Annotated in this window: 27 protein-coding genes; 25 read left to right on the forward strand and 2 right to left on the reverse strand. The window is 41.1% G+C overall.

Going from position 1 to position 25157, the window contains the following annotated elements; translation table 11 throughout:
- The 4 genes from CLV32_RS18540 to CLV32_RS18555 all read left to right on the forward strand — a co-directional run bounded on the left by CLV32_RS18540 (position 1) and on the right by CLV32_RS18555 (position 5910).
- Entirely contained in the window at positions 1-2370 is a 2370-nt protein-coding gene (locus tag CLV32_RS18540) for an ABC transporter permease (protein ID WP_133558334.1), read from the forward strand.
- An 18-nt stretch (positions 2371-2388) separates the two neighbouring features.
- A complete protein-coding gene (locus tag CLV32_RS18545) occupies positions 2389-4782 on the forward strand; it encodes an ABC transporter permease (protein WP_133558336.1) in 2394 nt (797 codons plus the stop codon).
- Between the two features lie 42 nt (positions 4783-4824).
- Entirely contained in the window at positions 4825-5490 is a 666-nt protein-coding gene (locus CLV32_RS18550; RefSeq protein ID WP_133558338.1) for an ABC transporter ATP-binding protein, read from the forward strand.
- 84 nt (positions 5491-5574) lie between these two features.
- Positions 5575-5910, forward strand: coding sequence for a helix-turn-helix domain-containing protein (locus CLV32_RS18555; RefSeq protein ID WP_133558340.1), 336 nt, complete (start codon positions 5575-5577; stop codon positions 5908-5910).
- A gap of 38 nt (positions 5911-5948) precedes the next feature.
- Here the strand turns inward: CLV32_RS18555 and CLV32_RS18560 are convergent, their stop codons facing one another.
- A complete protein-coding gene (locus CLV32_RS18560) occupies positions 5949-6296 on the reverse strand; it encodes a hypothetical protein (RefSeq protein WP_133558342.1) in 348 nt (115 codons plus the stop codon).
- Between the two features lie 112 nt (positions 6297-6408).
- Positions 6409-7659, reverse strand: a complete 1251-nt coding sequence (metK, locus tag CLV32_RS18565) for a methionine adenosyltransferase (protein ID WP_133558344.1) — start codon at positions 7657-7659, stop codon at positions 6409-6411.
- A gap of 238 nt (positions 7660-7897) precedes the next feature.
- On the opposite strand from metK, the gene CLV32_RS18570 reads away from it, so the two are divergent.
- From CLV32_RS18570 to nuoK, 21 genes are all read left to right on the forward strand, one after another.
- On the forward strand, positions 7898-8788 hold the full coding sequence (locus CLV32_RS18570; protein ID WP_133558346.1) for a diacylglycerol/lipid kinase family protein: 891 nt from the start codon (positions 7898-7900) through the stop codon (positions 8786-8788).
- Positions 8778-9131, forward strand: coding sequence for a translation initiation factor (locus CLV32_RS18575; protein ID WP_133558348.1), 354 nt, complete (start codon positions 8778-8780; stop codon positions 9129-9131). The genes CLV32_RS18570 and CLV32_RS18575 overlap by 11 nt, the downstream gene beginning before the upstream one ends.
- A gap of 142 nt (positions 9132-9273) precedes the next feature.
- Positions 9274-10878, forward strand: coding sequence for a phosphoenolpyruvate carboxykinase (ATP) (gene pckA, locus CLV32_RS18580; protein ID WP_133558350.1), 1605 nt, complete (start codon positions 9274-9276; stop codon positions 10876-10878).
- A gap of 283 nt (positions 10879-11161) precedes the next feature.
- A complete protein-coding gene (locus CLV32_RS18585; protein WP_133558352.1) occupies positions 11162-11992 on the forward strand; it encodes a MotA/TolQ/ExbB proton channel family protein in 831 nt (276 codons plus the stop codon).
- 85 nt (positions 11993-12077) lie between these two features.
- On the forward strand, positions 12078-12695 hold the full coding sequence (locus tag CLV32_RS18590) for an ExbD/TolR family protein (RefSeq protein WP_133558354.1): 618 nt from the start codon (positions 12078-12080) through the stop codon (positions 12693-12695).
- Positions 12696-12704: 9 nt separating this feature from the next.
- Positions 12705-13253, forward strand: coding sequence for an ExbD/TolR family protein (locus CLV32_RS18595; protein ID WP_133558356.1), 549 nt, complete (start codon positions 12705-12707; stop codon positions 13251-13253).
- Between the two features lie 28 nt (positions 13254-13281).
- Positions 13282-14097: an energy transducer TonB gene (locus CLV32_RS18600; protein ID WP_133558358.1), complete on the forward strand. Its 816-nt coding sequence runs from the start codon at positions 13282-13284 to the stop codon at positions 14095-14097.
- A 13-nt stretch (positions 14098-14110) separates the two neighbouring features.
- A complete protein-coding gene (locus tag CLV32_RS18605) occupies positions 14111-14335 on the forward strand; it encodes a hypothetical protein (RefSeq protein ID WP_133558360.1) in 225 nt (74 codons plus the stop codon).
- 1 nt (position 14336) lies between these two features.
- On the forward strand, positions 14337-15248 hold the full coding sequence (locus CLV32_RS18610) for a substrate-binding domain-containing protein (protein ID WP_133558362.1): 912 nt from the start codon (positions 14337-14339) through the stop codon (positions 15246-15248).
- 16 nt (positions 15249-15264) lie between these two features.
- Entirely contained in the window at positions 15265-16992 is a 1728-nt protein-coding gene (locus CLV32_RS18615) for a tetratricopeptide repeat protein (protein ID WP_133558364.1), read from the forward strand.
- A gap of 75 nt (positions 16993-17067) precedes the next feature.
- Complete coding sequence (locus CLV32_RS18620; RefSeq protein WP_133558366.1) at positions 17068-17439, forward strand: NADH-quinone oxidoreductase subunit A; 372 nt, start codon at positions 17068-17070, stop codon at positions 17437-17439.
- A 107-nt stretch (positions 17440-17546) separates the two neighbouring features.
- On the forward strand, positions 17547-18089 hold the full coding sequence (locus tag CLV32_RS18625; RefSeq protein WP_133558368.1) for an NADH-quinone oxidoreductase subunit B: 543 nt from the start codon (positions 17547-17549) through the stop codon (positions 18087-18089).
- Positions 18089-18586: an NADH-quinone oxidoreductase subunit C gene (locus CLV32_RS18630; protein ID WP_133558370.1), complete on the forward strand. Its 498-nt coding sequence runs from the start codon at positions 18089-18091 to the stop codon at positions 18584-18586. The genes CLV32_RS18625 and CLV32_RS18630 overlap by 1 nt, the downstream gene beginning before the upstream one ends.
- 3 nt (positions 18587-18589) lie before the next feature.
- Complete coding sequence (locus CLV32_RS18635) at positions 18590-19804, forward strand: NADH-quinone oxidoreductase subunit D (protein WP_133558372.1); 1215 nt, start codon at positions 18590-18592, stop codon at positions 19802-19804.
- Complete coding sequence (locus CLV32_RS18640; protein WP_133558375.1) at positions 19797-20309, forward strand: NADH-quinone oxidoreductase subunit NuoE family protein; 513 nt, start codon at positions 19797-19799, stop codon at positions 20307-20309. The genes CLV32_RS18635 and CLV32_RS18640 overlap by 8 nt, the downstream gene beginning before the upstream one ends.
- The gene (gene nuoF, locus CLV32_RS18645; protein WP_133558377.1) at positions 20309-21667 is read left to right on the forward strand and encodes an NADH-quinone oxidoreductase subunit NuoF; all 1359 of its coding nucleotides are present in this window, start codon (positions 20309-20311) and stop codon (positions 21665-21667) included. Before CLV32_RS18640 ends, nuoF begins: the two co-directional genes overlap by 1 nt.
- 27 nt (positions 21668-21694) lie before the next feature.
- Positions 21695-22699: a 2Fe-2S iron-sulfur cluster-binding protein gene (locus CLV32_RS18650; RefSeq protein ID WP_133558379.1), complete on the forward strand. Its 1005-nt coding sequence runs from the start codon at positions 21695-21697 to the stop codon at positions 22697-22699.
- Positions 22699-23736 carry an NADH-quinone oxidoreductase subunit NuoH gene (nuoH, locus tag CLV32_RS18655; protein ID WP_133558381.1) on the forward strand — a complete coding sequence of 346 codons (1038 nt, stop codon included), beginning with the start codon at positions 22699-22701 and terminating at the stop codon, positions 23734-23736. Before CLV32_RS18650 ends, nuoH begins: the two co-directional genes overlap by 1 nt.
- A gap of 33 nt (positions 23737-23769) precedes the next feature.
- Positions 23770-24270 (forward strand): NuoI/complex I 23 kDa subunit family protein, encoded by a 501-nt coding sequence (locus tag CLV32_RS18660; RefSeq protein WP_133558383.1) that lies wholly within the window; start codon positions 23770-23772, stop codon positions 24268-24270.
- 47 nt (positions 24271-24317) lie between these two features.
- Entirely contained in the window at positions 24318-24815 is a 498-nt protein-coding gene (locus CLV32_RS18665; protein WP_133558385.1) for an NADH-quinone oxidoreductase subunit J family protein, read from the forward strand.
- An 8-nt stretch (positions 24816-24823) separates the two neighbouring features.
- Entirely contained in the window at positions 24824-25144 is a 321-nt protein-coding gene (gene nuoK / locus CLV32_RS18670) for an NADH-quinone oxidoreductase subunit NuoK (RefSeq protein ID WP_394346179.1), read from the forward strand.
- Positions 25145-25157: the final 13 nt, after the last annotated feature.

Genomic DNA, 25157 nt, shown 5'->3' on the forward strand with positions numbered 1-25157 from the left:
ATGTTCAAACTGAATCTGAAAATCGCATTGAGGAATTTGTGGAGACACAAAACCTCCTCCTTCATCAATATTACCGGTTTGGCCATTGGTTTATCGGCTTGCCTTATGTTGATGTTCTACGTATCGTACGAGTGGAACTTCGATAAACAGGCTAAAGATTCAGATCGTGTTTATCAGATGATGACCAATATTACTGACAATGCTGGTGCGATCACGTTCACATTTAACGGTACAACAACTGCGTTAGGATCGGTACTTAAACAGGCGATCCCAGAAATTGAGATTGCGAGTCGACTGAGTTATGGAAGGATCAATCTAATTGCTAATGGGCAGAATTCCTTTAAGAAGACAGCTTGTTTCGCTGAGCCTACACTATTTTCAATGTACGACTATCACTTTATTTCAGGTAGTCCGGCAACAGCAATGGCAAATCCGAGATCAGTGGTACTCACGGAAACGATGGCCAAAACCCTCTTCGGGACTGCAGATGTAACAGGAAAATCTGTCCGCTATGATGATAAAGAAGATCTGACTGTTGCTGCAGTTATTAAAGATCTGCCAGAGAATAGCTCCAATAGGTTTGATTTTCTGATGCCCTGGTCACTATATACTATCCTTGATCCTGGAGCCAGAGAGGTAGGTTGGAGTGATTTCAGCTATCTGACGCTTGTGAAATTACGTAAGGGGGCTTCTGCTGAAGCCGTAAACTCAAAACTAGGCCCACTATTAAAACGATATAACAATGGTGACCAACAGCATTTCATGTATCCGCTCAGCAGACTTCATTTATATGGAACATTTGAGCAGGGAAAAAGTGTTGGCGGGGCAATTGAACAGATCAGACTTTTTGTAATCCTGGCTGTTGGAATATTGCTGATAGCATGTATTAATTTTATGAACATGGCTACCGCCAAATCGGAACGCAGGGCTAAGGAAGTAGGCGTTAAAAAAACGATCGGAGCGAATCGGTTGTCTTTGATTATGCAGTTTCTGACAGAGTCCGTTGTGCTCGCTGCCATTAGCGTAGTGATCGCCATAGCACTCATTGAGCTTTGCTTCCCTATGTTCAATAACTTGCTTTCCATTAAAATGGATATCGGTTATTTTGGCTTTGAAATTTGGGCTGTAATTATCGGGCTCGTTATGCTTACCGGACTTATTGCAGGAAGTTACCCCGCATTTTATCTTTCTTCTTTTGATCCGATAAGTGGTATGAAGAAAAAAACAAGAAGCAGAGGATTCTTTTCTGTGTCATTACGACAAGTGTTGGTAACCGGGCAGTTTTGCTTTACGGTAATGCTCTTCATTTCTACAATTGTGATATACAAACAAATCCAGTTTATTAAAAACAGGCCTATAGGAGCGGATATCAATGCACTCGTGGAACTTCCGCAAGATGGTTCACTTAAAGATAAATATGAAGTCTTTAAGACCATGTTGCTTCGTTCGGGAGCTGTAACGTCAGTAACACACTCGTCGGTAACACTTTCCCATCACGGCTCTAATTTTATGGGGATTACCTGGCCGGGAATGACCAAGCCTGCCAATGACGTGATGTTTAACCAGGTACTTGCCGGGTACGATTATATAAAGACAACAGGAATTAAAATGCGTAATGGGCGCGATTTTTCCGAAAAGCTTGCATCGGATAGTGCATCCTTACTGGTAAGTGCCTCAGCCGTGAAAGTAATGGGTCTTAAAAATCCGGTGGGCACTTCAGTAAAAGTATTCGATAACCAATTTACCATTATCGGTGTGTTTGACGATTATATCTGGGATGCTCCAAATAAATCAAATAACCCAATGGTGATCAGACTTGATGATGGTGTGCCGGGAACAATTGTGATGAAACTAAATGCTGACAGGAGCTTTCAAGCAAGTATAGAAACCATAAATTCAATTACAAAACAAATTAATCCTGCCTATCCCGTAGAGCTTAAGTTTGTAAGTAGTGTGTATGCGGATATGCAGCATGGTGAAAAAATACTGGGTATTCTGTCCAACCTGTTTGGTGGTCTTGCCATCTTCATTTCTTGTCTGGGGCTTTTCGGCCTGGTAACCTACAGTGCAGAGCAGCGGACCAAAGAGTTTGGCATACGGAAGGTCCTGGGTGCTTCTGTTTTTGGAATCATGCGGATGCTCTCCATATCTTTCATAAAGATGATCCTCGTTTCTATTTGTATTGCTGTTCCAACTGCATGGATGCTGATGAACAAATGGCTCGGGAAATATGAGTTTCATACCAGTATTTCCTGGTGGGTAATCGGAATCGCCATTGCTGGAACGCTGTTGACAGCTATCCTTACGGTTGGCGTTCAGGCTTACAAAACTGCGACTTCCAATCCGGTTGATTCGCTTAAATACGAATAACAAATTAATCTAACAGCTATGTTCAGACTGAATTTAAAAATTGCCTTGCGTAACCTTTGGAAAAATAAAGGTTATACTTTTATCAATATCATAGGCCTTTCTATCGGGATGGCCAGCTGCATCATGATCTTCATCTTTGTGCGACATCAGCTGAGCTATGATCAACATTATGCTAAGAAAGACAGGATCTTTAGGGTGACGTCGTATTTCAAATATGCGGATGGAGAGGAATATCAGAATGGTGTCCCAAGACCTTTGGGGCCAGCCATGAAGAATGATTTGGGCATGCTTGAAGAAGTGGCCATGCTGCAGGGTGGCGGCGGGATTGTTAAAGTAATGGATGATGCCGGGAAACTTAGATTGAAAAGTTCTGAGCAGACGTTTTATGTAGAGCCTGAATTTTTTAAAATATTTGACTATAAATGGTTGGAAGGAAACCCACAACAATCCTTATCGGCACCCAATACAGTTGCACTTTCTGAGGAAATGGCGGAAAAGTTTTTTGGTGATTGGCATAAGGCTGTTGGTAAAACCATAAATTATCAGAACAAGACGGATCTGAAGGTAACGGGCGTTTTTGCGGATGTTCCCGAAAACAGCAGTAATCCCATTAAAATTGCAATAGCTTATGCAGGTTACGTAAATAAGAACCTGAAAAAATGGGGCTCAGTATCTTCCAGCTCAGAATGCTATGTGCTTTTAAAGGGCGGTGCTGATGTCGCAGATCTTGAAGGACCAAAAAATGCTTTTATTAAAAAGTATTATGTCGATCAGACGGGTGCCCGTACGGATCACTTTTTTCAACCATTGACTGATATCCATACCAACGATATTTACGGGAACTTTGCCAGAAAAACAACAAGCAAAAGCTCACTTGCTGGTCTGGTCGTGATCGGTATATTTTTGATGATAACTGCCTGTATCAACTTTATCAATCTGGCAACAGCTCAGGCAGTAAGCAGATCAAAAGAAGTTGGTGTACGTAAAGTAATGGGAAGTATGCGGAAGCAGTTGATTTTCCAATTCCTGACAGAGACTTTTACGCTAACAGCAATTGCATTAGTCATTGCTTGTGCATTAACCGAAGCTGCTTTGCCAGGCATGGAGTCTTTGTTTAAAGAAAACATCTCTTTCAGCATGCTGGAACACCCAGTGATTATTGTTTTCATGTTAAGTATGGTGCTTATAGTGGGTTTTCTGGCCGGATTTTATCCAGCAATGATTATGTCTGGATTCAGCCCCGCACTAGCCATAAAGAATAAAATCAGTATCGGTAATAGCGGTGGGGGATATCTACGTAAGGTACTGGTAGTTGTGCAGTTCGCTATCACTATTATTTTGATAACCGGGACATTAGTAATCCTTAAACAAATGAAATTCCTCCGCGAGAAGCCCCTCGGTTTTAATTCTTCAGCCGTTGCTTTGGTGCGGGTACCTATGGATAGCCTCAGCGTACTTAAGTACGAGGGACTTAAAATACGCATTAGTAAAATCCCTGGAGTTATTTCCGCTACTTTCTGTAGTGCGGCACCCTCTTCGGGAGATAACAACACTAATAATTTTTCATTCGGAAAGGCAGAAGATGCAGACTTCAATGCAAATACTAAAACAGGTGATGAAGATTATTTCAAAACTTTCGGACTCCAGTTTGTTGCTGGAAAGCCCTTGTCGAAGAGTGATACCATCAAAGAATATGTAGTTAATGAAACGCTGCTGAAAAAGTTAAATGTAACCAACCCGGAGGATGCTATTGGTAAATTGATGTCGGTTGGGGGTGGTTTTCGCGGACCCGTAGTAGGTGTAGTGAAAGACTTTAATAACATGAGTTTGAAAGAAGCAATATCTCCAATAATAATTGTGTCTCAAAAAACAAGGTATGAAAACATTGCGGTGAAAATGGATAGCAGACAAATAGCCGAGGTGTCAAAGCATATTGAGGCAGTATGGAATGCTACATACGTCGATTATGTATATTCATCGAGTTTTGTTGATGATGATATAAACGCTTATTATGAAAGCGAACGTGTAATGGGAACCTTGTTCAAGGTATTTGCTACAGTAATCATCTTTATCGCCTTTATCGGCTTATTTGGTCTCATCTCTTTCGTGGCAGCACAGCGCACCAGAGAGATGGCGATAAGAAAGGTGCTTGGTGCAACAACGATGGAACTTGTGGGAATGCTGAACAGTTCTTTCCTGCTTATGGTATTTTTCGCAAATATTGTTGCCTGGCCGGTTGCTTACATCTTTATCAGCAAATGGCTGTCGGGATATACCTATAGGATATCGCTTAGCATATGGCCTTTCATTGTCGCTATGGTACTGTCCATGACAATCACTATGATAACTGTTACACTTCGTTCGTATAGAGCGGCAAGAACAAATCCGATAGATGCTTTGAAATATGAGTAACCCGGAAAGAAAGCTGATATTTAAATTAAATCACAAATTGAAATGATCAAATTAGAAAACATAGAGAAATATTACGCAAACAAAGGCTTAAAGAATTATATTCTGAGGCACGTTACCACTACCATCAATGCCGGAGAGTTTGTCTCGATTATGGGGCCGTCGGGTGCGGGAAAATCTACCCTGCTCAATATCATAGGTATGTTGGAAGAACCTACTTATGGCTTGTATGAGTTTATGGGTGAAAATATTACGCAGCTTAATGAACGCAAAAGAATAGAACTATACAGAAATCACATCGGATTTGTGTTTCAGGCCTACCATCTTATTGATGAAATGACGGTGGCTGAAAACATTGAAGCGCCATTACTCTACAAAAAGGTAGGCAGCGCAGAGCGTAAGAGTAGGGTTGCAGATATGCTGGATCGGTTCAACATCGTTGGAAAGAAGGATTTGTTTCCCAATCAACTATCCGGTGGACAGCAGCAACTGGTAGGTATAGCGCGGGCCGTGGTTGCGCAGCCGGCAATTATATTGGCCGATGAGCCCACAGGCAATTTACAATCAGCCCAGGCGCTCCAGATCATGGAGCTGTTTCAGACCTTGAACAAAACAGAGAATATGACTATTATTCAGGTGACACACTCAGAGGCAAATGCCGCTTATGGTTCAAGAATATTGAATTTACAGGATGGCTTAATAATTAAATAAAAATAAATAACCACTTATTTCTCAGCTTTTAACACATTTGAATAGAATCACTTAATGTTACTTAAATCTATTTAAATTAAAGCTATGGGACCTATTTGTTCAAAACTTAAACTTTTGCGGCTGCAGCATCAGTTTACTCAGGTACAGATTGCAGAAAAATTAAATTGTTCCATTCCCGCTTACAGTAAAATGGAAACAGGCTCAACCGACGTAAACACAGCAAGACTTTATCAGATCGCCGCAGTTTATAACATTGATGTTTATGAGATTTTCCTTGCTGGAGAGGACTTTAAACATGATTACATGGAAAGAATAACGGCCCTGCAGGCAGAACTTAATGTCAAAAAGGATGAAATTTTTTCTATGCAACAAAAGCTGATCAGGTTGTATGAATCTGAGCGGGGTGGACCCGCAATGTAATCCATTATTAAAAAAGGCCCGTTCGGGCCTTTTTTATTTTAGTTAAACAATTCCTGCAAATCTCTGTCTGCAGTAGGAATCTTTTTCAGGAAATCATCAAAACCGGTGCCTTCGTGATCACTGTACATGCCGTAGGCATCCAGAATATAGCCGATTTGTCCGTCCTTATCCTCGATGACATAAATTACGGAATTATCGCCCGGATCAGACATACCCTCAAATCGGTAGGTCTTGATGATTGTCAAATCTTCTGGTTTATATATTTTATTTAGACCAACTCCCTGCATCTTGCCATGGTCGGTCATTTTAATTTCGTTATCTAGACCTTTCTGCCTCATCTTTTCCAGAATTTGGCTGACGGTATTCATTTCTGCTGGATCTGTCATAATAATCATGTTTAGTATGGTCTTAAAACAATGACACCGACAAATGGTTTTTGCTTTTTAGTGCAAAAAAAAGCTACCCGACTAAAGGTAGCTTTTTTTAAAATCAGGAGAATTATAGGGCAAAGGCTGCTTTAACCTGATCTACGAAGTCCAGCTTTTCCCAGGTAAACAATTCTACCGTAACAGTCTTCTCTTCACCATTCGGTGTTCTGAAAGTCTTGGTCACTGTTTCTGGCTTACGACCCATATGTCCATAGGCAGCTGTTTCGCTATAGATAGGATTTCTTAACTTCAATCTCTGCTCAATAAAATATGGGCGCAGGTCAAAAATGCCTTCAACAATTTTTGCAATTTCACCATCAGTTTTGTCAACTTTGCTGGTGCCATAAGTATTGATATATACACCCATTGGTTTTGCAACACCGATCGCATAACTCACCTGAACCAGGATTTCATCTGCAATTCCAGCGGCAACAAGATTTTTAGCGATGTGACGCGTAGCATAGGCGGCACTTCTATCTACTTTACTTGGATCTTTACCCGAGAATGCACCACCACCGTGTGCACCCTTACCACCGTAAGTGTCAACGATAATTTTACGGCCGGTTAAACCTGTATCCCCATGTGGACCTCCGATAACGAATTTACCTGTTGGGTTGATATGGTAAGCAATGCTGTCATTAAATAAATGAGCATATTGCGGATATTTAGCGATAATTCTTGGAATTAAAATGGCAACAAGGTCAGTTTTGATTTTGGCAAGCATAGTCGCTTCTTCATCAAAGTCATCATGTTGAGTGGAGATTACAATAGCATCGATACGTACAGGCTTATTGTTATCATCATACTCTAGTGTTACCTGTGATTTAGCATCTGGACGTAAATAAAGAATTTCCTTGTTTTCTCTTCTTAATTCAGCAAGTTCCTGTAATAATTTATGGGAAAGGTCAAGTGCCAATGGCATATAATCCTCGGTTTCGTTGGTTGCATAACCAAACATCATACCCTGGTCTCCCGCTCCCTGATCCTCTTTGTTAACTCTGTCAACACCTTGATTAATGTCTTGAGATTGTTCGTGGATCGCAGAAAGTATACCGCATGAATTCGCCTCAAACATATACTCACTTTTAGTATAGCCGATCTTTTTGATTACATCTCTTGCAATCTGTTGTACATCCAGATAGGTCTTTGATTTAACCTCACCAGCCAAAATCACCTGACCTGTAGTAACCAGGGTTTCGCAGGCAACTTTTGAGTCTGCATCAAAAGCAAGAAAATTATCAATAAGGGCGTCTGAAATTTGATCTGCTATTTTATCAGGGTGACCTTCTGAAACAGATTCTGATGTAAATAAATATGACATTCTAAATAATTAAAATTATGGTATACAATTAAACTAGATAAAATGAATTGATCTGGCTTGAAAAACAAGCTGTAAAAGGAAGTGTATCCATAATTAGCACTTTTTTTTACGTGGTTGCAATCCCGCTATTTTTATCTAGCATCGCAAATCAGTCCACTCTACGTTTGCAAAATTACACTATATATTCAAATTAGTCAAAAAATATCAATTATTTTGCAGAATCATTAACACCACAGCCTTGACAAAATCAAACATATTATTTATTATTAATCCGATCTCGGGGGGGAAAGACAAGCTTAAAATCCCTGGATTGATTGATACACATCTTGACAAGGCGAAGTTTAATGCAAATTATAGCTTTACCGAATATGTAGGCCACGCTGCCGAAATTGCAGAAGAGGCTGCAAATAAGAATTTTGATGTGATCGTTGCTGTGGGAGGCGATGGAACAATCAACGAGATCGGTACAAAAGTAATGCAACAGGATAAAATTCTGGGAATTATTCCATTTGGTTCTGGAAATGGTCTGGCGAGGTATCTGGGCATTCCGATGCAGGCTGTCAAAGCTATTAAGGTAATCAATGCCATGCATTTAACCCGTATTGATACTGCAACTTTTAACGAAAAGAACTACTTTAATATGGCTGGAATGGGGTTTGATGCCCACATCAGCTCCATATTTGCCGGGAATAAAAAAAGAGGTTTGTCTGGCTACGTTAAACTTGGACTGCAGGAAATGTTAAACTATAAACCAGAAACTTATCGGATCGAGGTAGACGGACAGGTATATTCGAGAAAAGCTTTTGTGGTTAGCATTGCTAATTCCTCTCAGTATGGAAACAATGCGCACATCTCGCCTGAGGCTTCCGTTACCGATGGATTACTTGATGTATGCGTTATTAAATCTTTCCCCCTTTATAAAATGCCAGCCTTGGCGCTAGATATGTTTCGTGGAAATACCCACCGGTCTAACCTGGTAGAGATCTTCCAGGGTAAGAAAATTAAAATCAGCAGGCCCCAGGATGCAGCGATCCATATCGATGGTGAACCCTTTTTTATGGGACGGGAAATCGATATCGCTGTTGTTCCTCTATCTTTAAATATCATTACACCAGCATATGAAGCCTAAAAAGAAAGTACTGAACGATTTTGGTGGAATCATGTATTCCACAGATCCTGGATTCTCTTATCCGGACGCGGATGAGCCTGCAGCAGAAAAGTTACCAAATCAACAACAGGATCTTCGGGTAATGCTCGATAAGAAGAATAGGGGCGGAAAAGCGGTCACCTTGATCACAGGATTTTTGGGAAGTGATGAAGACCTGACTGAACTTGGTAAAATGTTGAAGAGCAAATGTGGTGTTGGTGGGGCAGCAAAAGACGGCGAAATATTGATTCAGGGAGATTTTAGAGATAAGGTGCTGCTGCTGTTACAGAAGGAGGGCTATAAAGCTAAAAAATCAGGCGGCTAAAGTCGATTTTATCGTAGTTAATATTTTGATTTACAGTGATTTGTTTGTTAGTGTAGGGGCGACAATAAGTAAATTTATTATGTAAAAAAGGCGATTTTTTAGCTTTTATCTCTATAGCTTTGCCGCACCAAATATAAATTTTATGAGCAAAGTTTGTCTATCAGGACCAGATCTTAGCTATCTGAATCTGCAGGCCGATGGCATGAAGTATCAGTTAAATCCCGCCGAACTGATTGAAGAGGCACTCCGGAATCAGGAGGGTACTTTAGCAGATTCAGGAGCCCTGGCCATTGACACCGGAAAATTTACCGGAAGATCACCCAAAGACCGTTTTATTGTTGCCGACGAGGTAACGGATGATGCAGTTTGGTGGGGCGATATCAATATTAAAATTAGCCCCGATAAATTTGATCAGCTGTTGAGTAAGATGACCGCCTACTTAAACGGCAAGAAATTCTATGTCAGGGATGCTTATGCTTGTGCAGATTCCAATTACAAGATCGGAATTCGGGTGATTACAGAAACGGCCTATCAGAGTCTGTTTGCTAACAATCTTTTTCTGCGCTACGGTGATGAACTGCCCACTGATTTACCAGAGTGGACAATTATCGCGGCCCCAGGCTTTTTAGCAAATCCCAAAGTTGACGGCACGAGACAGGATAACTTCTCTATTCTTAACTTCTCCAGAAAAATGATTCTTATCGGTGGGACAGGTTACACCGGAGAAATAAAAAAAGGTATTTTTTCTGTATTGAACTTTGTTTTGCCGGTAGAGAAGCAAACCCTTTCCATGCATTGTTCCGCTAATGTGGGTGTTGACGGGGATACTGCGATATTCTTTGGCCTTTCAGGTACTGGTAAAACAACCCTTTCAGCCGACCCTGAACGTGCGCTGATTGGTGATGACGAGCATGGCTGGAGTCCGGAAGGTGTTTTTAATTTCGAAGGTGGTTGTTATGCAAAGTGTGTCGATCTGACTGTTGAAAAGGAACCTCAGATCTTTAACGCGATTAAATTTGGTGCACTGCTTGAGAATATAAATTATATTCCCGGAACACGGGAGGTTGACTTCAGCAATATTGAAAAGACTGAAAATACACGCGTTGCTTACCCAATCGACTATATCTCAAACGCCCTGGTGCCTTCTGTAGCCGGTGTACCAAGAAATATATTTTTCCTTACAGCAGATGCTTTCGGTGTATTGCCACCAATATCAAAGCTAAATACTGCCCAGGCGATGTTCCACTTCATTTCGGGATATACGGCAAAAGTTGCGGGTACTGAAGCGGGAGTTACTGAGCCGCAGGTTACTTTCTCCGCTTGTTTCGGAAAAGCTTTTTTACCATTGCATCCTATGCAATATGCTGAACTGCTTGGCCGGAACATGAAGGAACATCAAGTTAACGTATGGTTAGTCAATACCGGCTGGAGTGGGGGTGGTTATGGCGTCGGACAGCGTATTGCGCTGAAATATACCCGTGCAATGATCGCTGCTGCTTTGGAAGGCCATCTGGCGGCAGTTGACTACCAGACTCATTCTGTTTTTGGTCTGAAAATGCCTGTTTCATGTCCGAATGTGCCTAATGAAATGCTTAATCCGGGTAGTACTTGGCCAGACTTGAAGGCTTATGAACGAAAAGCAAACGAATTGGCTCAGGCATTTGCAGCTAATTTTGCGCAGTTCGATGCCTATGCGAATGACGAAATTAGATCTGCTATGCCCAAAATTGCCGAAATAGTGCGTTAAAGCATTTTTTTTAGCTAAAAATTTGCATTTAATTTTTTTTTTAGTTTTAATTGTGAAAGATTGTCTCCCAAACGAGGCAATCTTTTTTAATATACGCCAATACAAAAAGGGAAGTAATACGCAACGTAACGAATTCACTAACTAATGATAATTTAATATGTAATTAAATTCAAAGTTATAAATTTGTTACTGCAACAATTGCTTACATTAGCCGTTGAAGTGTATTACAGATATTATTTAAATTTTAAAAACAAGTACTAAAAACTAAAAAACTAAAAAAAAGATGGCAAACGCACCAAAACCAACAACCGTTAAAAAAGAGAGCTCTTCATCAGCTTCAAATGTATTCGCAACATTAGTAATTCCAATTTGTATTATTATCGGTATTATCTTGTACAAATTTGTACTTGGACAACCAACAAACTTCATTGACAACAATCCTGAAATGGGACCTAAAGCTGGTAACTATGCAGGTATGGCTTACAAAGGTGGAGTTATCGTACCAGTTCTGATGGGTATGCTTTTAATGGTAATCGTATTCTCAGTAGAGCGTTTTATCGTTATTGGTAGAGCAACAGGAACAGGAAGCTTAGACGCTTTTGTTAAAAAAGTACAATCTCTTTTAAATGCAAACAACATCGAAGCTGCTATGGCTGAGTGTGACAAACAACAAGGTTCTGTTGCTAACGTAATCAAATCAGGATTGAAAAAATATCGTGAAATGGAAGTTGAAGCAAACATGGACACTGACCAAAAATGTTTAGCTATCCAAAAAGATATCGAAGAAGCAACTACTTTAGAGATGCCAATGTTAGAGCAAAACTTAACAGTTATCGCTACATTAGTATCAGTAGGTACATTAACAGGTCTATTAGGTACAGTAACAGGTATGATCAAGGCCTTTGGTGGTTTGGCTACATCTGGAGCTCCAGATCAGGCAGCACTTGCAAGTGGTATCTCTGAGGCCCTAATCAATACAGCTACAGGTATCTCTACTTCAACTGTTGCGATTATCATGTACAACATCCTTACTTCGAAAATTGATAAATTAACTTATGCAATTGATGAAGCAGGTTTCAGCATCATCCAAACTTATGCTTCTACGCATAAATAAGAAATAATGAATTTTTTTTTACCGGCTTTATGGAAAACCGGAAGAATTAACATCATTAGTAAAAACATAAGTAATTTTTAAAATTATGCCAAGAGCAAAGGTCCAAAGAAAGAGTACTTCGATTGATATGACCGCCATGTGCGACGTATCCTTCCTGTTGCTTACTTTCTTTATATTAACAGCAACAGCACGTCAGCCTGACCCCTTGAATATCACAACACCTACATCCACCTACAAAATTCCGGTGCCTGATGTAGATATTGCGAAACTATCAATCGGTAAAGGCCAGGTGTACTATGAAGTAGCTGGAAAAGATATCAAAATGGCTACATTGGATAAAATGGCTGAGCAATACAAAATTTCTTTTACTCCACAAGAGAGAGAACGTTTTGGAGTTATCCAGTCATTCGGTGTACCAATACAAAGTTTGAAACAATACATCTCATTGAGCGATCAAGCTGCCAGAGATAAATCTGGATTGTCTACAGGGATCCCAACGGATTCTGCAAACAACCAATTGGCTGCCTGGATTCTTAACTCACGTCAGGCTGTAGCTGATCTACATCAGCAAGCAATGCGCGTAAGTATCAAAGGGGATGGAGAAGAAGATTATCCGGTTGTTAAGAAAATCGTTGATATCCTTCAGAAACAAAAAATTAACAAATTCAGTTTAATTACATCGACAGAAGGCGGTGCTCAATAAAATAATACTATGGCAGAATTAGATACCTCCGGCGGGGGCAAAAAAGGCGGTGGTAAAGTTAGAACCAAGAAAGCCAACACGAAAGTAGATTTAACCGCGATGGTGGATCTTGCTTTCCTGCTGATCACTTTCTTTATGCTAACGACCTCCCTTTCAAAGCCGATCGCGATGGATATTGCGAAGCCCGACAAAGACGAGAAAAATGAAACCAGACTTGAACTGCGTGCATCTCAAACGATGACTATCCTGTTAGCAAAAAACAACAAGGTAGCCTGGTACATGGGAGAAGCAGGTAAGAGCCAGCCAACTGTTGAAGGATTCGGTGATATCAGAAAGTCGATCCTGGCCAATAAAAAAGCAGTTGCTGATTTATACGGAAATGATCCTAAGAAAACATTGGTTGTTGTAATCAAGCCTACATCAGGTTCAAAATACAAAAACTTTGTGGACATCATGGATGAGCTGAATATTGCTAAGATCACTGCAGCTCCAGCTATTGACGATGTAAATATCACTGACGCAGAAACAGCATTTTTAAAAGGTCAAGGCCTTTTGTAATATCATTTAAACTATTAAATTAAGTACAATGTCTAAAATAGATTTGTTCAGAAAGGAATGGCTTGATGTTGTCTTTGATAAGAAAAACAAAGCTTATGGAGCTTACCAGCTTCGTCAGCAAAATTCATCAACTACAACAAGAGCGTTGCTTTTCGCATCAGCAGTATTTATACTGTTGTTCTTAACGCCGCAGATCATTAGTTTGATCAAAGGTGCGATGCCCGAAGAGGAAGTCGTAAAACAAGTGGAAGTTGCCATTCAGCAACCACCTCCGGTAGATCCAAAAACTCCGCCGCCGCCACCAGTTGAGCCACCACCGCCGAAACAGGATCAGGTTAAATTCCCTCCTCCGATCGTAAAACCAGATAACCTGGTACGTGACGTAGAGCCACCTCAGATCGAAGATTTGAAAAAAGCAGATCCGGGACAAAAAACAATTGCTGGTGACCCAGATGCGGACATCGTAATTGCAGCTCCGGTAGGTGAAGGACCTAAAACAGCAGCAGTAGTTGAAGATACCAAAGTATATAACTTTGAAGCTATCGAAACTCCACCGGCATTCCCGGGAGGTATGGCTAAATTTTACGCTTACGTAGGTAAGTCAGTAAAATATCCTCCAATGGCTGCTGAAAATAACGTTCAGGGTAAAGTAATCCTTTCATTCGTTGTTGAAAAGAATGGTGAGATCACTGATATCCACGTTGACCGTAAATTGGGAAGTGGAACGGATGAAGAAGCTGTAAGGGTATTAAAGGCAAGTCCGCGTTGGACACCAGGTATCCAGAACGGTAAACCAGTACGCGTTAAATATAACATTCCAATCAGTTTCTCTTTGGGTAACTAACAAGAAAAAAAGAATGTTTGACATCAATACATTTAAACAGAAATCGCCACAACAGCGATTTCTGTTCATTTTCGGGCTAATCATATTGCTGTGTTATTTCTTCCTTGGGGTGTATATGATCTTCTGGAAAGACATTCCATTTGAAATTGCCCCGACCTATAGAATCCTATTTGGCATCCTGCTCATCGTTTACGCACTGATCAGATTTTACAGACTTGTTAATCAAAAGGACAATTAAAATGAAGAAGTATAGTTTCTTATTGGTATTGCTGGTTTTGTTTGCTGCATGTAAACGGAAGAATACGGCGACTACGGAAGTTGAGGAAAGCCGCACAACCGGCAGTGTCAAAATCCTGGTTGACGAATCATTTGATGATATTGTGAGTGATCAGATCGAGGTGTTCCAGTCAGATTATCCTGCTACTAAATTTGATATTGTAACCGGTAATGAAAACAAGATCCTACCCACTTTTTTAAATGACAGCGTTCGCGTGATTATCATGTCGCGTGTGTTAACAAAAAAGGAGGAACAAAATTATGTAAGGCGTAGTATTCCAATCTATACCCAACGATTTGCTATTGATGGAATCGCCTTGGTTACCGGTGCTGATGAGCCTGATAGCACAATTACCGCGGATGAGGTGATTGCGATCCTGAAGGGTACTTCAACCAGTGGTAAAAGCCTGGTATTTGACAATCCTTATTCGGCGACGGTCGGATATTTTAAGGCACTTGCTCAAATTTCTGAGCTGCCAAAGAAAGGTGTATATACTTTACAGACCAATTCGGACGTTATTAAGTTTGTAGCCACCAATAAGAATTATATTGGTGTAGTTGGCGTAAACTGGACATTGGAGGGGAATAAGAATACAGCTGCATATCTGCCTAAAATTAAACTTTTGGGCGTTAAGAATGTCAAAGGTAAGAAAGGGGACGATGCTTTTTATAAGCCTACCCAGCAAAACCTAATCAGTGGCATTTATCCATTTTTGAGAAATGTTTATATTATTAATTGCGAAGGTAAAGAGGGTTTAGGTACGGGTTTTGCAAACTGGTTAGCCAGTCCGAGAGGGCAGTTGATTGTACTTAAATCAGGACTTGGGCCTCATAAGCTCTTGCCGAGAGAATTTAACTTGAAGAATACAAACTAAATTTTATATTTGAACCATGAAGATGACAAAGAAAGCAATAACCTTAAGTTTAGGTTTAGTAGTAATGGGTTCTGCCTCTTTTGCTCAAAGCTTAAATGATGCAAAAAAGGCGTTAGATGCCGAACAGTACCAGAAAGCGACGTCCATGCTTAAAACACTAGTAAGTAAGGAAGCAAACAAAGGCGATAATTATTTCGCTTTGGGTGAAGCCTATTTACGCACTGAATATGTAGATTCTGCAAGAGCAGTATTTACTAAAGGAGTTACAGCGGATCCAAAAAATCCATTGAATTACATAGGTTTAGGAGAGGCTGATTTAGCTTCAAACAACCCAACATCGGCAAAAACGAATTTTGCGAAAGGTGTAGAGGTTTCTTCTAAAAAAGATTACCTGCCTCAGTTATACATTGGTAAAGCATATATCTCGGTAGCAAAACCAGATTTCGCTTCGGCATTGCCTTACCTGCAAAAAGCAGAAGAACTGGATGCAAACGATAAAGATGCTGAGACTTTTGTAGCGTTAGGAGATTACTATGCCTTGCAACGTAAAAACTCAGAAGCATTGCAGAACTATATGCGTGCATTGAACATCAATCCAAATATCTTAAGAGCGAAAGTTCAGATTGGAAGGATGTACAAAGAATCACGTGCATTTCCTGAAGCCGAAAGCCAGTTGAAAGAAGTGATTGCGCAGGATGCTAACTACGGTCCTGCATACAGAGAGTTATCTGAGTTATACAACCAATGGTCATTCGGAGATCCTGAAGGTGCTGCAAAATCAGCTTTAGCGATTGACAACTATAAAAAATATCTGGACCTGACTGATAAATCTTTTGATTCAAGAATCAGATATGCACAGATCTTGTTCTATGCAAAGGATTACAAAGACCTGGAAACTGAAACAAGTGCATTGGCAACAATGAATCCAAACAGTCCGAAAGCACTGGTAGTATCTCGTTTAAGAGGTTACTCAGCTTATGAGAACAAAAACTACCCTGGAGCTTTACAATACATGAACGACTTCTTTGCGAAAGTTAAAGATACTTCAAGGATTGTGGCAGACGATTACCTGTACTTAGGTCAGGCTCAGTTGCAACAAAAACAAGATAGTTTAGCTTTTAAAAACATTTATAAAGCAGTTCAAATGGACTCTACTAAAGTTTCTGCTTTAGGTGATGTAGCTAAATCATACTATGATGCTAAAAACTATCCTAAAGCGGTTTCAACTTATGAAACTGTGATTAAGATGAACCCTAGCGGAGTTGGATCGTTGTATAACTACTATTATTATGGCGTTGCAGCTTATCTAACTTATGCAAAAGCATATGGTGATAAAACTAATCCGTCAAAAGACATTTTGGTTAAAGCTGATTCAGCATTTGCGACGCTTGTTAAGCTATCTCCGACTACAATTGATGGATTGTTATGGAGAGCAAGGGTTAATGCTTTAAAAGATAGCGAAACTGATCCTACTGGAATCGATGTTCCTTTCTTCCAACAATACATTGACGCTGCAACTGCTTTACCAGCAGATAAACAAACTGCGGCTGTTAAAAAGAACCTGGTTGAAGCACACAACTCAATTGCTAGATTTGCAGCTGTGAAAGGTGATAAGGACAAAGCAAAAGCAGAGTGGGATTTAGCACTGGCTATTGATCCTGCAAATGCAATTGCAACAGATGGAATCAAAAACTTAACTGCCCCAGCTAAACCAGCTGCAAAGGCTCCCGTTAAGAAAAAATAATAAATTAATCAATAAAAGAAAAAGGCAGGGTTGTTATCCTGCCTTTTTCTTTTATTTTTGCATCAAATTGAAGTTATGGAAACGCAAAGTGTACCTGTAGATTTTTTACCGATTATATTCCAGGTTATTGTAGCCCTGGGTTTTGTTGTAGTTACCTTAATTGCTACACACTATTTAGGTCCTGCCCGTAAAACAGCTGATAAGCTATCGACCTTCGAGGCCGGAGTTAAGATGATTGGAAATGCACGTCAGCCCTTCTCCATTAAATACTTCCTGGTAGCGATCCTTTTTGTGCTATTTGACGTTGAGGTAATCTTCATGTATCCATGGGCAGTTAATTTCAGAGAGCTGGGATGGCCTGGTATTATTGAGATGTTTATCTTCATGGGCACACTGCTTCTAGGCTTTATCTACATTCTTAAAAAGAAAGCTTTAGACTGGGATTAGAGTAATTTAGATTGTTTCTAAATCCCTTCAGCCTAATTTATTTGCTTCTAAAATATTGTAAATTTGTGGTTCATTCCTTACCGGAATGAACTTTTTTTTGTTTGATCATGAGCGATATCAATATAGTTGACGCGCCTCCGGGCATTGAAGGATCGGGCTTTTTTGCCACTTCATTCGATAAAGTGATCGGGCTCGCCCGTTCGCATTCATTATGGCCATTGCCTTTCGCTACTTCCTGCTGTGGTATCGAGTTTATGGCAACGATGGGCTCTCATTATGACCTGGGTCGTTTTGGTTCAGAACGTTTGAGTTTCTCTCCACGCCAGGCCGACGTACTGATGGTGATGGGAACTATTGCAAAGAAAATGGGGCCTGTACTTAAACAAGTTTATCTTCAGATGGCTGAGCCGCGCTGGGTAATGGCTGTTGGCGCTTGTGCGTCAAGCGGTGGTATCTTTGATACCTATTCTGTATTGCAGGGGATCGATGAGATTATCCCTGTCGATGTGTATGTTCCAGGTTGCCCGCCACGTCCTGAAGCTATTCTTGATGGGTTTACAAAAATCCAGGAATTAGTAAGAAACGAAAGTGGACGCAGAAGACATTCACCGGAATACAAGGAATTATTGGCTTCTTACGGAATATTATAATGGCTGAAGATACAAACCACAACCTGATTGAAGTATTAAGCACGCGCTTCGGAGATAAAGTTACCGCTGTGTCAGAACCTTATGGCCTGCTAACATTCGAAACGTCAAAAGATGTGATCGTCGAAGTGCTCAGGTTTTTAAAAGAGGATAACAGATTTAATTACCTGACAGATATTACGGCAGTACATTATCCTGAAAAGCATCAGGCAATTGCTGTTGTATATCATTTGCATAACATGGTGGCTAAAGTGCGTGTCCGTGTAAAAGTTTTTATAAGCGAGCATACGCCAACCATACCTACCGCCACTGTGCTTTGGAATGGTGCCAACTGGATGGAAAGAGAAACATATGACCTCTTTGGGGTTAAATTTGAAGGCCATCCGGATTTAAGAAGAATATTAAACATGGATGAACTTGGGGTTCACCCAATGCTTAAACAATATCCTTTAGAAGATCCAAATAGAGTAGATAAAAAAGACGAATACTTCGGTAGATAGCACATGAATCATAATCAACCAGTATATACAGACAATGATCCTCAGGAGGAGTTGGTTACCCTAAACTTAGGTCCAACACACCCCGCAACCCATGGTGTATTTCAAAATGTGATCCAGCTTGATGGGGAACGTATCGTGAGTGGTGTCTCTACCATCGGGTACATCCACAGGGCCTTCGAAAAGATTGCTGAACACAGACCTTTTTACCAGATCACTCCGTTGACAGACCGATTGAACTATTGTTCTTCGCCAATCAATAACATGGGCTGGCACATGACGGTAGAGAAACTGCTTAATATCCAGTTGCCTAAGCGCGTAGATTACCTCCGTGTAATCATAATGGAGCTGGCAAGGATCTCCGATCATATCATTTGTAACACAATTATAGCACAGGATACTGGTGCTACTACAACGTTTCTATATCTGTTCCAGTTCAGAGAACATATCTATGAAATTTACGAAGAGGTTTGTGGTGCACGTTTAACAACTAACATCGGTAGGATTGGGGGTTTCGAAAGAGACTTCAATGAGATTGCCTTTGCTAAAATCAATAAATTCCTTAAAGAATTCCCGGTAGCACTTAGGGAATTTGAAAGCCTGCTAAACCGCAATAGGATCTTTATCGACCGTACTGCTGGCGTGGCAAGGGTAAGTGCTGAGACTGCGTTAGATTACAGCTGGAGCGGGCCGCTATTGCGCGCTACAGGTGTGGATTATGATGTGCGTGTAAGTGACCCATATTCTTCTTACCAGGATTTTGATTTCGAAGTTCCTGTAGGTACAAGCGGCGATATCTACGATAGGTATTTGGTACGTAATGAGGAAATGTGGCAGAGTGTACGCATCATCGAGCAGGCAATGGAGAAATTGAAACATGAACCACCGCATATTTTCCATGCTGATGTTCCTGAATTTTATCTCCCTGCAAAAGAAGAAGTATATAATAATATGGAAGCCCTGATCTACCACTTTAAGATCGTTATGGGCGAAATAGATGCTCCTAAAGCAGAGGTTTATCATTCTGTAGAGGGTGGAAATGGAGAACTTGGATTTTACCTGATCAACGATGGTGGAAGAACACCTTACCGTCTGCATTTCAGAAGACCAAGTTTTATCAATTATCAGATGTTTGCTCCGATGAGTAAAGGCATGCTTTTATCAGATGCCATTATCAATATGAGTAGTATGAATATTATAGCAGGAGAATTAGATGCTTAAAGTCGAACAACAACAACCTGTAGAATTCTCGCCGGCCTTAATCCAAAAGTTCGATGAGATCACCGGCAGGTATCCGGAAGGAAAACAGAAATCTGCGTTGCTTCCTATTTTACATGAAGTACAGGCCGAATTTGGCTGGTTAAGCGTACCTGCAATGGATAAAGTTGCCCTGTACCTGGATATCCAGGATATCGAAGTCTATGAGGTCGCTTCTTTCTATAGCATGTACTTCCTGAAACCTCAGGGGAAATATGTATTGGAAGTTTGTCGTACCGGACCTTGTTGCCTTGTTGGTGCAGAAAAGTTGATGACGCACATCGAAAGCAGCCTGGGCGTAAAGGAAAATGAAGTTACTCCAGACGGTCTATTCAGCTGGAGAGGGGTAGAATGTCTGGCGGCATGTGGTTTCGGTCCTGTGTTACAGATCGGCCCGGAGTACACATTCTACGAAAACCTGAATGCAGAAAAAGTAGACGAATTGATAGCAGACTTACGCAAGAAATAATGGGACGTAAACTTTTACTCGAACATATCAACGTACCTGGAATCAACACTTTTGACGTTTATCGCCAGAAAGGTGGTTACCGCGCTGTTGAAAAAGCCTTAAAAATGACTCCCGACGAAGTTGTGGAGGAGGTAAAAAAATCTGGATTACGTGGTCGTGGTGGTGCTGGATTCCCTACGGGGATGAAATGGAGCTTCCTGGCAAAACCGGAAGGTGTTGCGCGCTACCTAGTTTGTAACGCTGATGAATCTGAGCCTGGTACTTTCAAAGACAGGTTCCTGATGACGCATATCCCACATGCGCTGATCGAAGGTATGATTGTTTCCAGCTTTGCGCTGGGCGCAAAAACTTCGTACATCTATGTACGCGGAGAAATGATGCCACAGATTCGCATCCTGGAGCGTGCTATCGCAGAAGCAAAAAATGCCGGGTTTCTCGGTAAGAATATATTGGGTAGCGGGTACGACCTTGAGTTGTATGTACAGCCAGGCGGAGGTGCCTATATCTGTGGAGAAGAAACAGCATTGCTGGAGTCTCTGGAAGGTAAACGTGGAAACCCAAGAATTAAACCACCATTCCCGGCGATCGCTGGATTATATGGTTGTCCAACAGTAGTAAACAATGTAGAATCTATAGCTGCCACTGTACCTATCATCAACGATGGGGGAGATGAGTATGCGAAAATCGGAATCGGCAGAAGTACTGGGACCAAACTGATTTCTGCTTCAGGAAATCTTGTAAAACCCGGAGTGTATGAAATTGAATTGGGACTTTCTGTAGAGGAATTCCTGTACTCTGATGAGTATTGTGGTGGAATTGCTAACGGAAAACGACTGAAGGCTACAGTAGCTGGTGGATCTTCTGTTCCTGTATTACCTGCAAATCTTTCATTGAAACTGGCCAATGGTGAGCCGAGATTGATGAGCTACGAATCGCTCTCTGAAGGTGGATTCGCTACTGGCACCATGATGGGCTCGGGTGGTTTTATCGCCTTCGATGAAGATCAATGTATCGTTAGGAACACCTGGAACTTCTCAAGATTCTATCACCACGAAAGTTGCGGACAGTGTTCTCCGTGCCGCGAAGGTACTGGATGGATGGAAAAGGTACTGCACAGACTAGAATATGGACATGGTAAAATGAGTGATATTGACCTGCTGGTTGATGTTTCTAAAAAAATAGAGGGTAACACCATTTGTCCTTTAGGAGATGCTGCTGCATGGCCTGTTGCCAGTGCAATCAGACATTTCAGGGATGAGTTTGAATGGCATGTAAAAGAGCCGGTTAAAGCACTGGAAACAAATTATGGCCTGGCAAATTATGCCGAGCCAATTAAAAAAGTAGAAGTTACTTCATAAATAAAACGGGAAAGGATATCATCAACAATGAGTGATAAAGTTAAGGTAACCATAGACGGGATTAGCATCGAAGTAGCACCCGGAACATCCATACTAAATGCTGCAAGGCAAATTGGGGGCGATATTGTCCCTCCTGCCATGTGTTATTATTCCAAGCTCGAAGGCAGTGGCGGTAAATGCCGTACCTGTATCGTAAAGGTTAGCAAAGGGTCTGAAAAGGATCCCAGACCTATGCCTAAACTGGTAGCATCCTGCCGTACAACAGTTATGGACGGGATGGAAGTGCAAAACATTACTTCTCCTGAAGTAATTGAAGCGCGTAGCGGTGTTGTCGAAATATTATTAATCAATCACCCACTAGATTGCCCGGTATGTGATCAAGCCGGTGAATGTGATTTGCAGAACCTGGGTTATGAACACGGATTGCAGAAAACAAGATATGAGTTTGAGCGTCGGACCTTTGAAAGGATCGACATCGGGGATAAGATTCAGCTGCACATGAACCGTTGTATTTTGTGTTACCGTTGTGTATTTACTGCAGATCAGATCACGAATAAACGCGTCCACGGTATCTTAAATCGTGGTGACCATTCGGAGATCTCTACTTACATTCAAACGGCTGTCGACAATGATTTCTCCGGAAACGTAATCGATGTGTGTCCGGTTGGTGCATTGACAGATAAAACTTTCAGGTTCAGAAACAGGGTTTGGTTTACTAAGCCTGTAGATGCACACAGAGATTGCCCTACCTGTTCTGGTAAAGTAACATTATGGTATAAAGGTGCGGATGTATTGCGTGTAACAGCCCGTAAGGATATATATGGTGAGGTAGAGGAGTTTATCTGCAATACCTGCCGTTTTGATAAGAAAAAAACAGAAGACTGGGTAATTGAGCACCCAACGCATATCAGTGATGCTTCAGTAATCTCTTCTAACCACTACGAAACAATGAAGCCGCTTCCAGTAATTCAGAACAATCCGAAATTACAGGCAGCGAATAAAGTAGAACTTGAAAAAACCAGTAAATTCTAATGGATATAACTTTTGTTTTAGAAAAATTTATACTCGTAGCAATCATCTTTGGCATAAGCCTGGTGATTGCGATGTACTCTACCTACGCCGAGCGTAAGGTTGCTGCGTTTTTGCAGGATAGGTTAGGTCCTGACAGAGCTGGCCCCGCAGGGATGTTCCAGCCTTTGGCAGATGGACTAAAGATGTTTATGAAGGAAGAGATTATTCCTACGAACTCAAATAAGTGGTTGTTTATGGTAGGCCCCGGACTGGCAATGCTTACGGCATGTATTGGCACCGCGGTTATTCCATGGGGTAGCCCAATTGTATTCGATGGCAGGATTATTCCTTTACAGGTAACTGATATCAACGTTGGTATCCTGTATATTTTTGGTGTTGTATCGCTGGGTGTATATGGCGTAATGATTGGTGGTTGGGCTTCCAATAACAAATATTCGTTATTGAGTGCAATCCGTGCAGCGTCACAGAATATCAGTTATGAGATTGCAATGGGATTATCTATTATCGCGCTGTTGCTTGTTACTGGTACCATGAGTTTAAAAGAAGTAGTTGAACAGCAACACGGCTGGCATTGGAATGTGTTATACCAGCCACTGGGTTTCATTATTTTTATTGTTTGCTCTTTTGCGGAAACCAACAGAGCACCTTTCGATTTGCCGGAATGCGAAACCGAGCTGATCGGTGGCTATCATACGGAATATTCGTCTATGAAATTAGGTTTTTACCTTTTTGCAGAGTATATCAACATGTTTGTGTCTTCTGCAGTAATGGCTGCACTGTATTTCGGTGGCTATAACTATCCGGGGATGGACTGGGTCCTTGTACACGCAGGAACTGTGATTGCGCCGTTAATCGGAGCAGGTGTTTTCTTTGCCAAGATATTTGCATTCATCTTTTTCTTTATGTGGGTTCGCTGGACGATTCCACGTTTTAGATACGATCAGCTGATGCACTTGGGCTGGAAAATGCTGACGCCACTAGCCATAGCTAATATTATTATCACAGGGATTGTGATAGCCTTAATTGAGAAGTTTTAACCATCCGCCATTGCGGAAATAACAGGAGGTTTAATGGAACCATTAACCAGTAAAAAGAAAGTATTAGAACAAAAGCCTTTAACGTTTGCAGAGCGCATGTATCTGCCGGCTATTACCAAAGGTTTGTCCATTACCATCAGTCACTTTTTCAAAAAAGAAGCAACGATAAGATATCCTGAAGTAGAAAGAGAGTTTTCTACCAACTTCAGGGGAATGCACTCTTTAAAGCGTGACGAAAATGGAAAAGAGAGATGCACGGCATGTGGCCTGTGTGCGCTTTCTTGTCCGGCAGAAGCAATCACCATGATCGCGGCAGAACGTAAGCCTGAAGAGAAAGACCTGTACCGCGAGGAGAAGTATGCGTCAGTATACGAGATCAATATGTTGCGTTGCATTTTCTGTGGATTGTGTGAAGAAGCCTGCCCTAAAGAAGCCATCTACCTGGACGGCCCTATTGTGCCTTCAGATTATCTGAGAAAAGATTTTATCTATGGTAAAGACAAACTGGTAGAAGCGCCTCTGGTGCAGAAATAATATTTTAATACATTTGCCGCTTTAACGGCTTTAAAACAAAAAAATCAATGGGTACATCAGTATTCTATATCGTAGCTGCACTCAGCGTATTCTTCTCACTCATGGTGATCTTTTCGAAGAATCCGGTGCACAGCGTACTTTATTTAATTGTTACTTTCTTCACGTTTACCGTGCATTATATCCTGTTAAACGCACAGTTTCTGGCTGTAGTTAACTTCATTGTATACATGGGCGCCATTATGGTATTATTTCTGTTCGTCCTGATGCTCCTGAACCTGAATAAGGATAATGAACCACTGAAATCTCCTTTGGTAAAAATACTCGGCATTATCGCCGGCTGCTGCCTGATTGTTACCCTGATCGGGTCGCTTAAAGCAACGGCGTTATCAAATCCATTGTTATTGCAAAATCCAAATCTCGGATTGATCAAAAATCTGGGTAAAGAATTATTTGGGCCGTTTATGTTGCCTTTTGAATTGTCATCTATCCTGTTGCTTACTGCAATGGTGGGGGCAGTATTGTTAACTAAAAAAGAAAAAGTATAGTGGAAAGCATGACACAAACCCTGCAGGGTGTTCCACTCAACCATTACATCTGGCTGAGTACAATCATTTTTACAATCGGTGTAATCGGTGTGCTGACCCGCAGAAATGCCATCGTAATTTTTATGTCGGTAGAGCTGATGCTCAATGCAGTCAACCTTTTGCTTACAGCTTTCTCTGTGCATAGTAATGATCCTTCGGGACAGGTTTTCGTATTCTTTATCATGGCACTAGCCGCTGCAGAGGTTGCAGTGGGTTTAAGTATCATCGTTATGGTATACCGAAATACCCAATCTACAGATATCAACGTATTGAATCGCCTTAAGTGGTAATATTTAGCATAGA

This window comes from Pedobacter duraquae (assembly GCF_004362245.1).
GTDB lineage: Bacteria > Bacteroidota > Bacteroidia > Sphingobacteriales > Sphingobacteriaceae > Pedobacter > Pedobacter duraquae.

Bases quoted from the DNA above. Each gene is read 5' to 3' on its own strand.
- pckA (WP_133558350.1), top strand. From the start codon at position 9,274: ATGAGCAAAGTTTGTCTATCAGGACCAGATCTTAGCTATCTGAATCTG.
- nuoF (WP_133558377.1), top strand. From the start codon at position 20,309: ATGGGACGTAAACTTTTACTCGAACATATCAACGTACCTGGAATCAAC.
- CLV32_RS18610 (WP_133558362.1), top strand. From the start codon at position 14,337: ATGAAGAAGTATAGTTTCTTATTGGTATTGCTGGTTTTGTTTGCTGCA.
- CLV32_RS18635 (WP_133558372.1), top strand. From the start codon at position 18,590: ATGAATCATAATCAACCAGTATATACAGACAATGATCCTCAGGAGGAG.
- CLV32_RS18550 (WP_133558338.1), top strand. From the start codon at position 4,825: ATGATCAAATTAGAAAACATAGAGAAATATTACGCAAACAAAGGCTTA.
- CLV32_RS18595 (WP_133558356.1), top strand. From the start codon at position 12,705: ATGGCAGAATTAGATACCTCCGGCGGGGGCAAAAAAGGCGGTGGTAAA.
- nuoH (WP_133558381.1), top strand. From the start codon at position 22,699: ATGGATATAACTTTTGTTTTAGAAAAATTTATACTCGTAGCAATCATC.
- CLV32_RS18640 (WP_133558375.1), top strand. From the start codon at position 19,797: ATGCTTAAAGTCGAACAACAACAACCTGTAGAATTCTCGCCGGCCTTA.
- CLV32_RS18545 (WP_133558336.1), top strand. From the start codon at position 2,389: ATGTTCAGACTGAATTTAAAAATTGCCTTGCGTAACCTTTGGAAAAAT.
- CLV32_RS18630 (WP_133558370.1), top strand. From the start codon at position 18,089: ATGGCTGAAGATACAAACCACAACCTGATTGAAGTATTAAGCACGCGC.
- CLV32_RS18620 (WP_133558366.1), top strand. From the start codon at position 17,068: ATGGAAACGCAAAGTGTACCTGTAGATTTTTTACCGATTATATTCCAG.
- CLV32_RS18575 (WP_133558348.1), top strand. From the start codon at position 8,778: ATGAAGCCTAAAAAGAAAGTACTGAACGATTTTGGTGGAATCATGTAT.
- CLV32_RS18555 (WP_133558340.1), top strand. From the start codon at position 5,575: ATGGGACCTATTTGTTCAAAACTTAAACTTTTGCGGCTGCAGCATCAG.
- CLV32_RS18605 (WP_133558360.1), top strand. From the start codon at position 14,111: ATGTTTGACATCAATACATTTAAACAGAAATCGCCACAACAGCGATTT.
- CLV32_RS18650 (WP_133558379.1), top strand. From the start codon at position 21,695: ATGAGTGATAAAGTTAAGGTAACCATAGACGGGATTAGCATCGAAGTA.
- CLV32_RS18560 (WP_133558342.1), bottom strand. From the start codon at position 6,296: ATGACAGATCCAGCAGAAATGAATACCGTCAGCCAAATTCTGGAAAAG.
- CLV32_RS18660 (WP_133558383.1), top strand. From the start codon at position 23,770: ATGGAACCATTAACCAGTAAAAAGAAAGTATTAGAACAAAAGCCTTTA.
- CLV32_RS18540 (WP_133558334.1), top strand. From the start codon at position 1: ATGTTCAAACTGAATCTGAAAATCGCATTGAGGAATTTGTGGAGACAC.
- nuoK (WP_394346179.1), top strand. From the start codon at position 24,824: ATGACACAAACCCTGCAGGGTGTTCCACTCAACCATTACATCTGGCTG.
- CLV32_RS18625 (WP_133558368.1), top strand. From the start codon at position 17,547: ATGAGCGATATCAATATAGTTGACGCGCCTCCGGGCATTGAAGGATCG.
- CLV32_RS18590 (WP_133558354.1), top strand. From the start codon at position 12,078: ATGCCAAGAGCAAAGGTCCAAAGAAAGAGTACTTCGATTGATATGACC.
- CLV32_RS18600 (WP_133558358.1), top strand. From the start codon at position 13,282: ATGTCTAAAATAGATTTGTTCAGAAAGGAATGGCTTGATGTTGTCTTT.
- metK (WP_133558344.1), bottom strand. From the start codon at position 7,659: ATGTCATATTTATTTACATCAGAATCTGTTTCAGAAGGTCACCCTGAT.
- CLV32_RS18615 (WP_133558364.1), top strand. From the start codon at position 15,265: ATGAAGATGACAAAGAAAGCAATAACCTTAAGTTTAGGTTTAGTAGTA.
- CLV32_RS18585 (WP_133558352.1), top strand. From the start codon at position 11,162: ATGGCAAACGCACCAAAACCAACAACCGTTAAAAAAGAGAGCTCTTCA.
- CLV32_RS18665 (WP_133558385.1), top strand. From the start codon at position 24,318: ATGGGTACATCAGTATTCTATATCGTAGCTGCACTCAGCGTATTCTTC.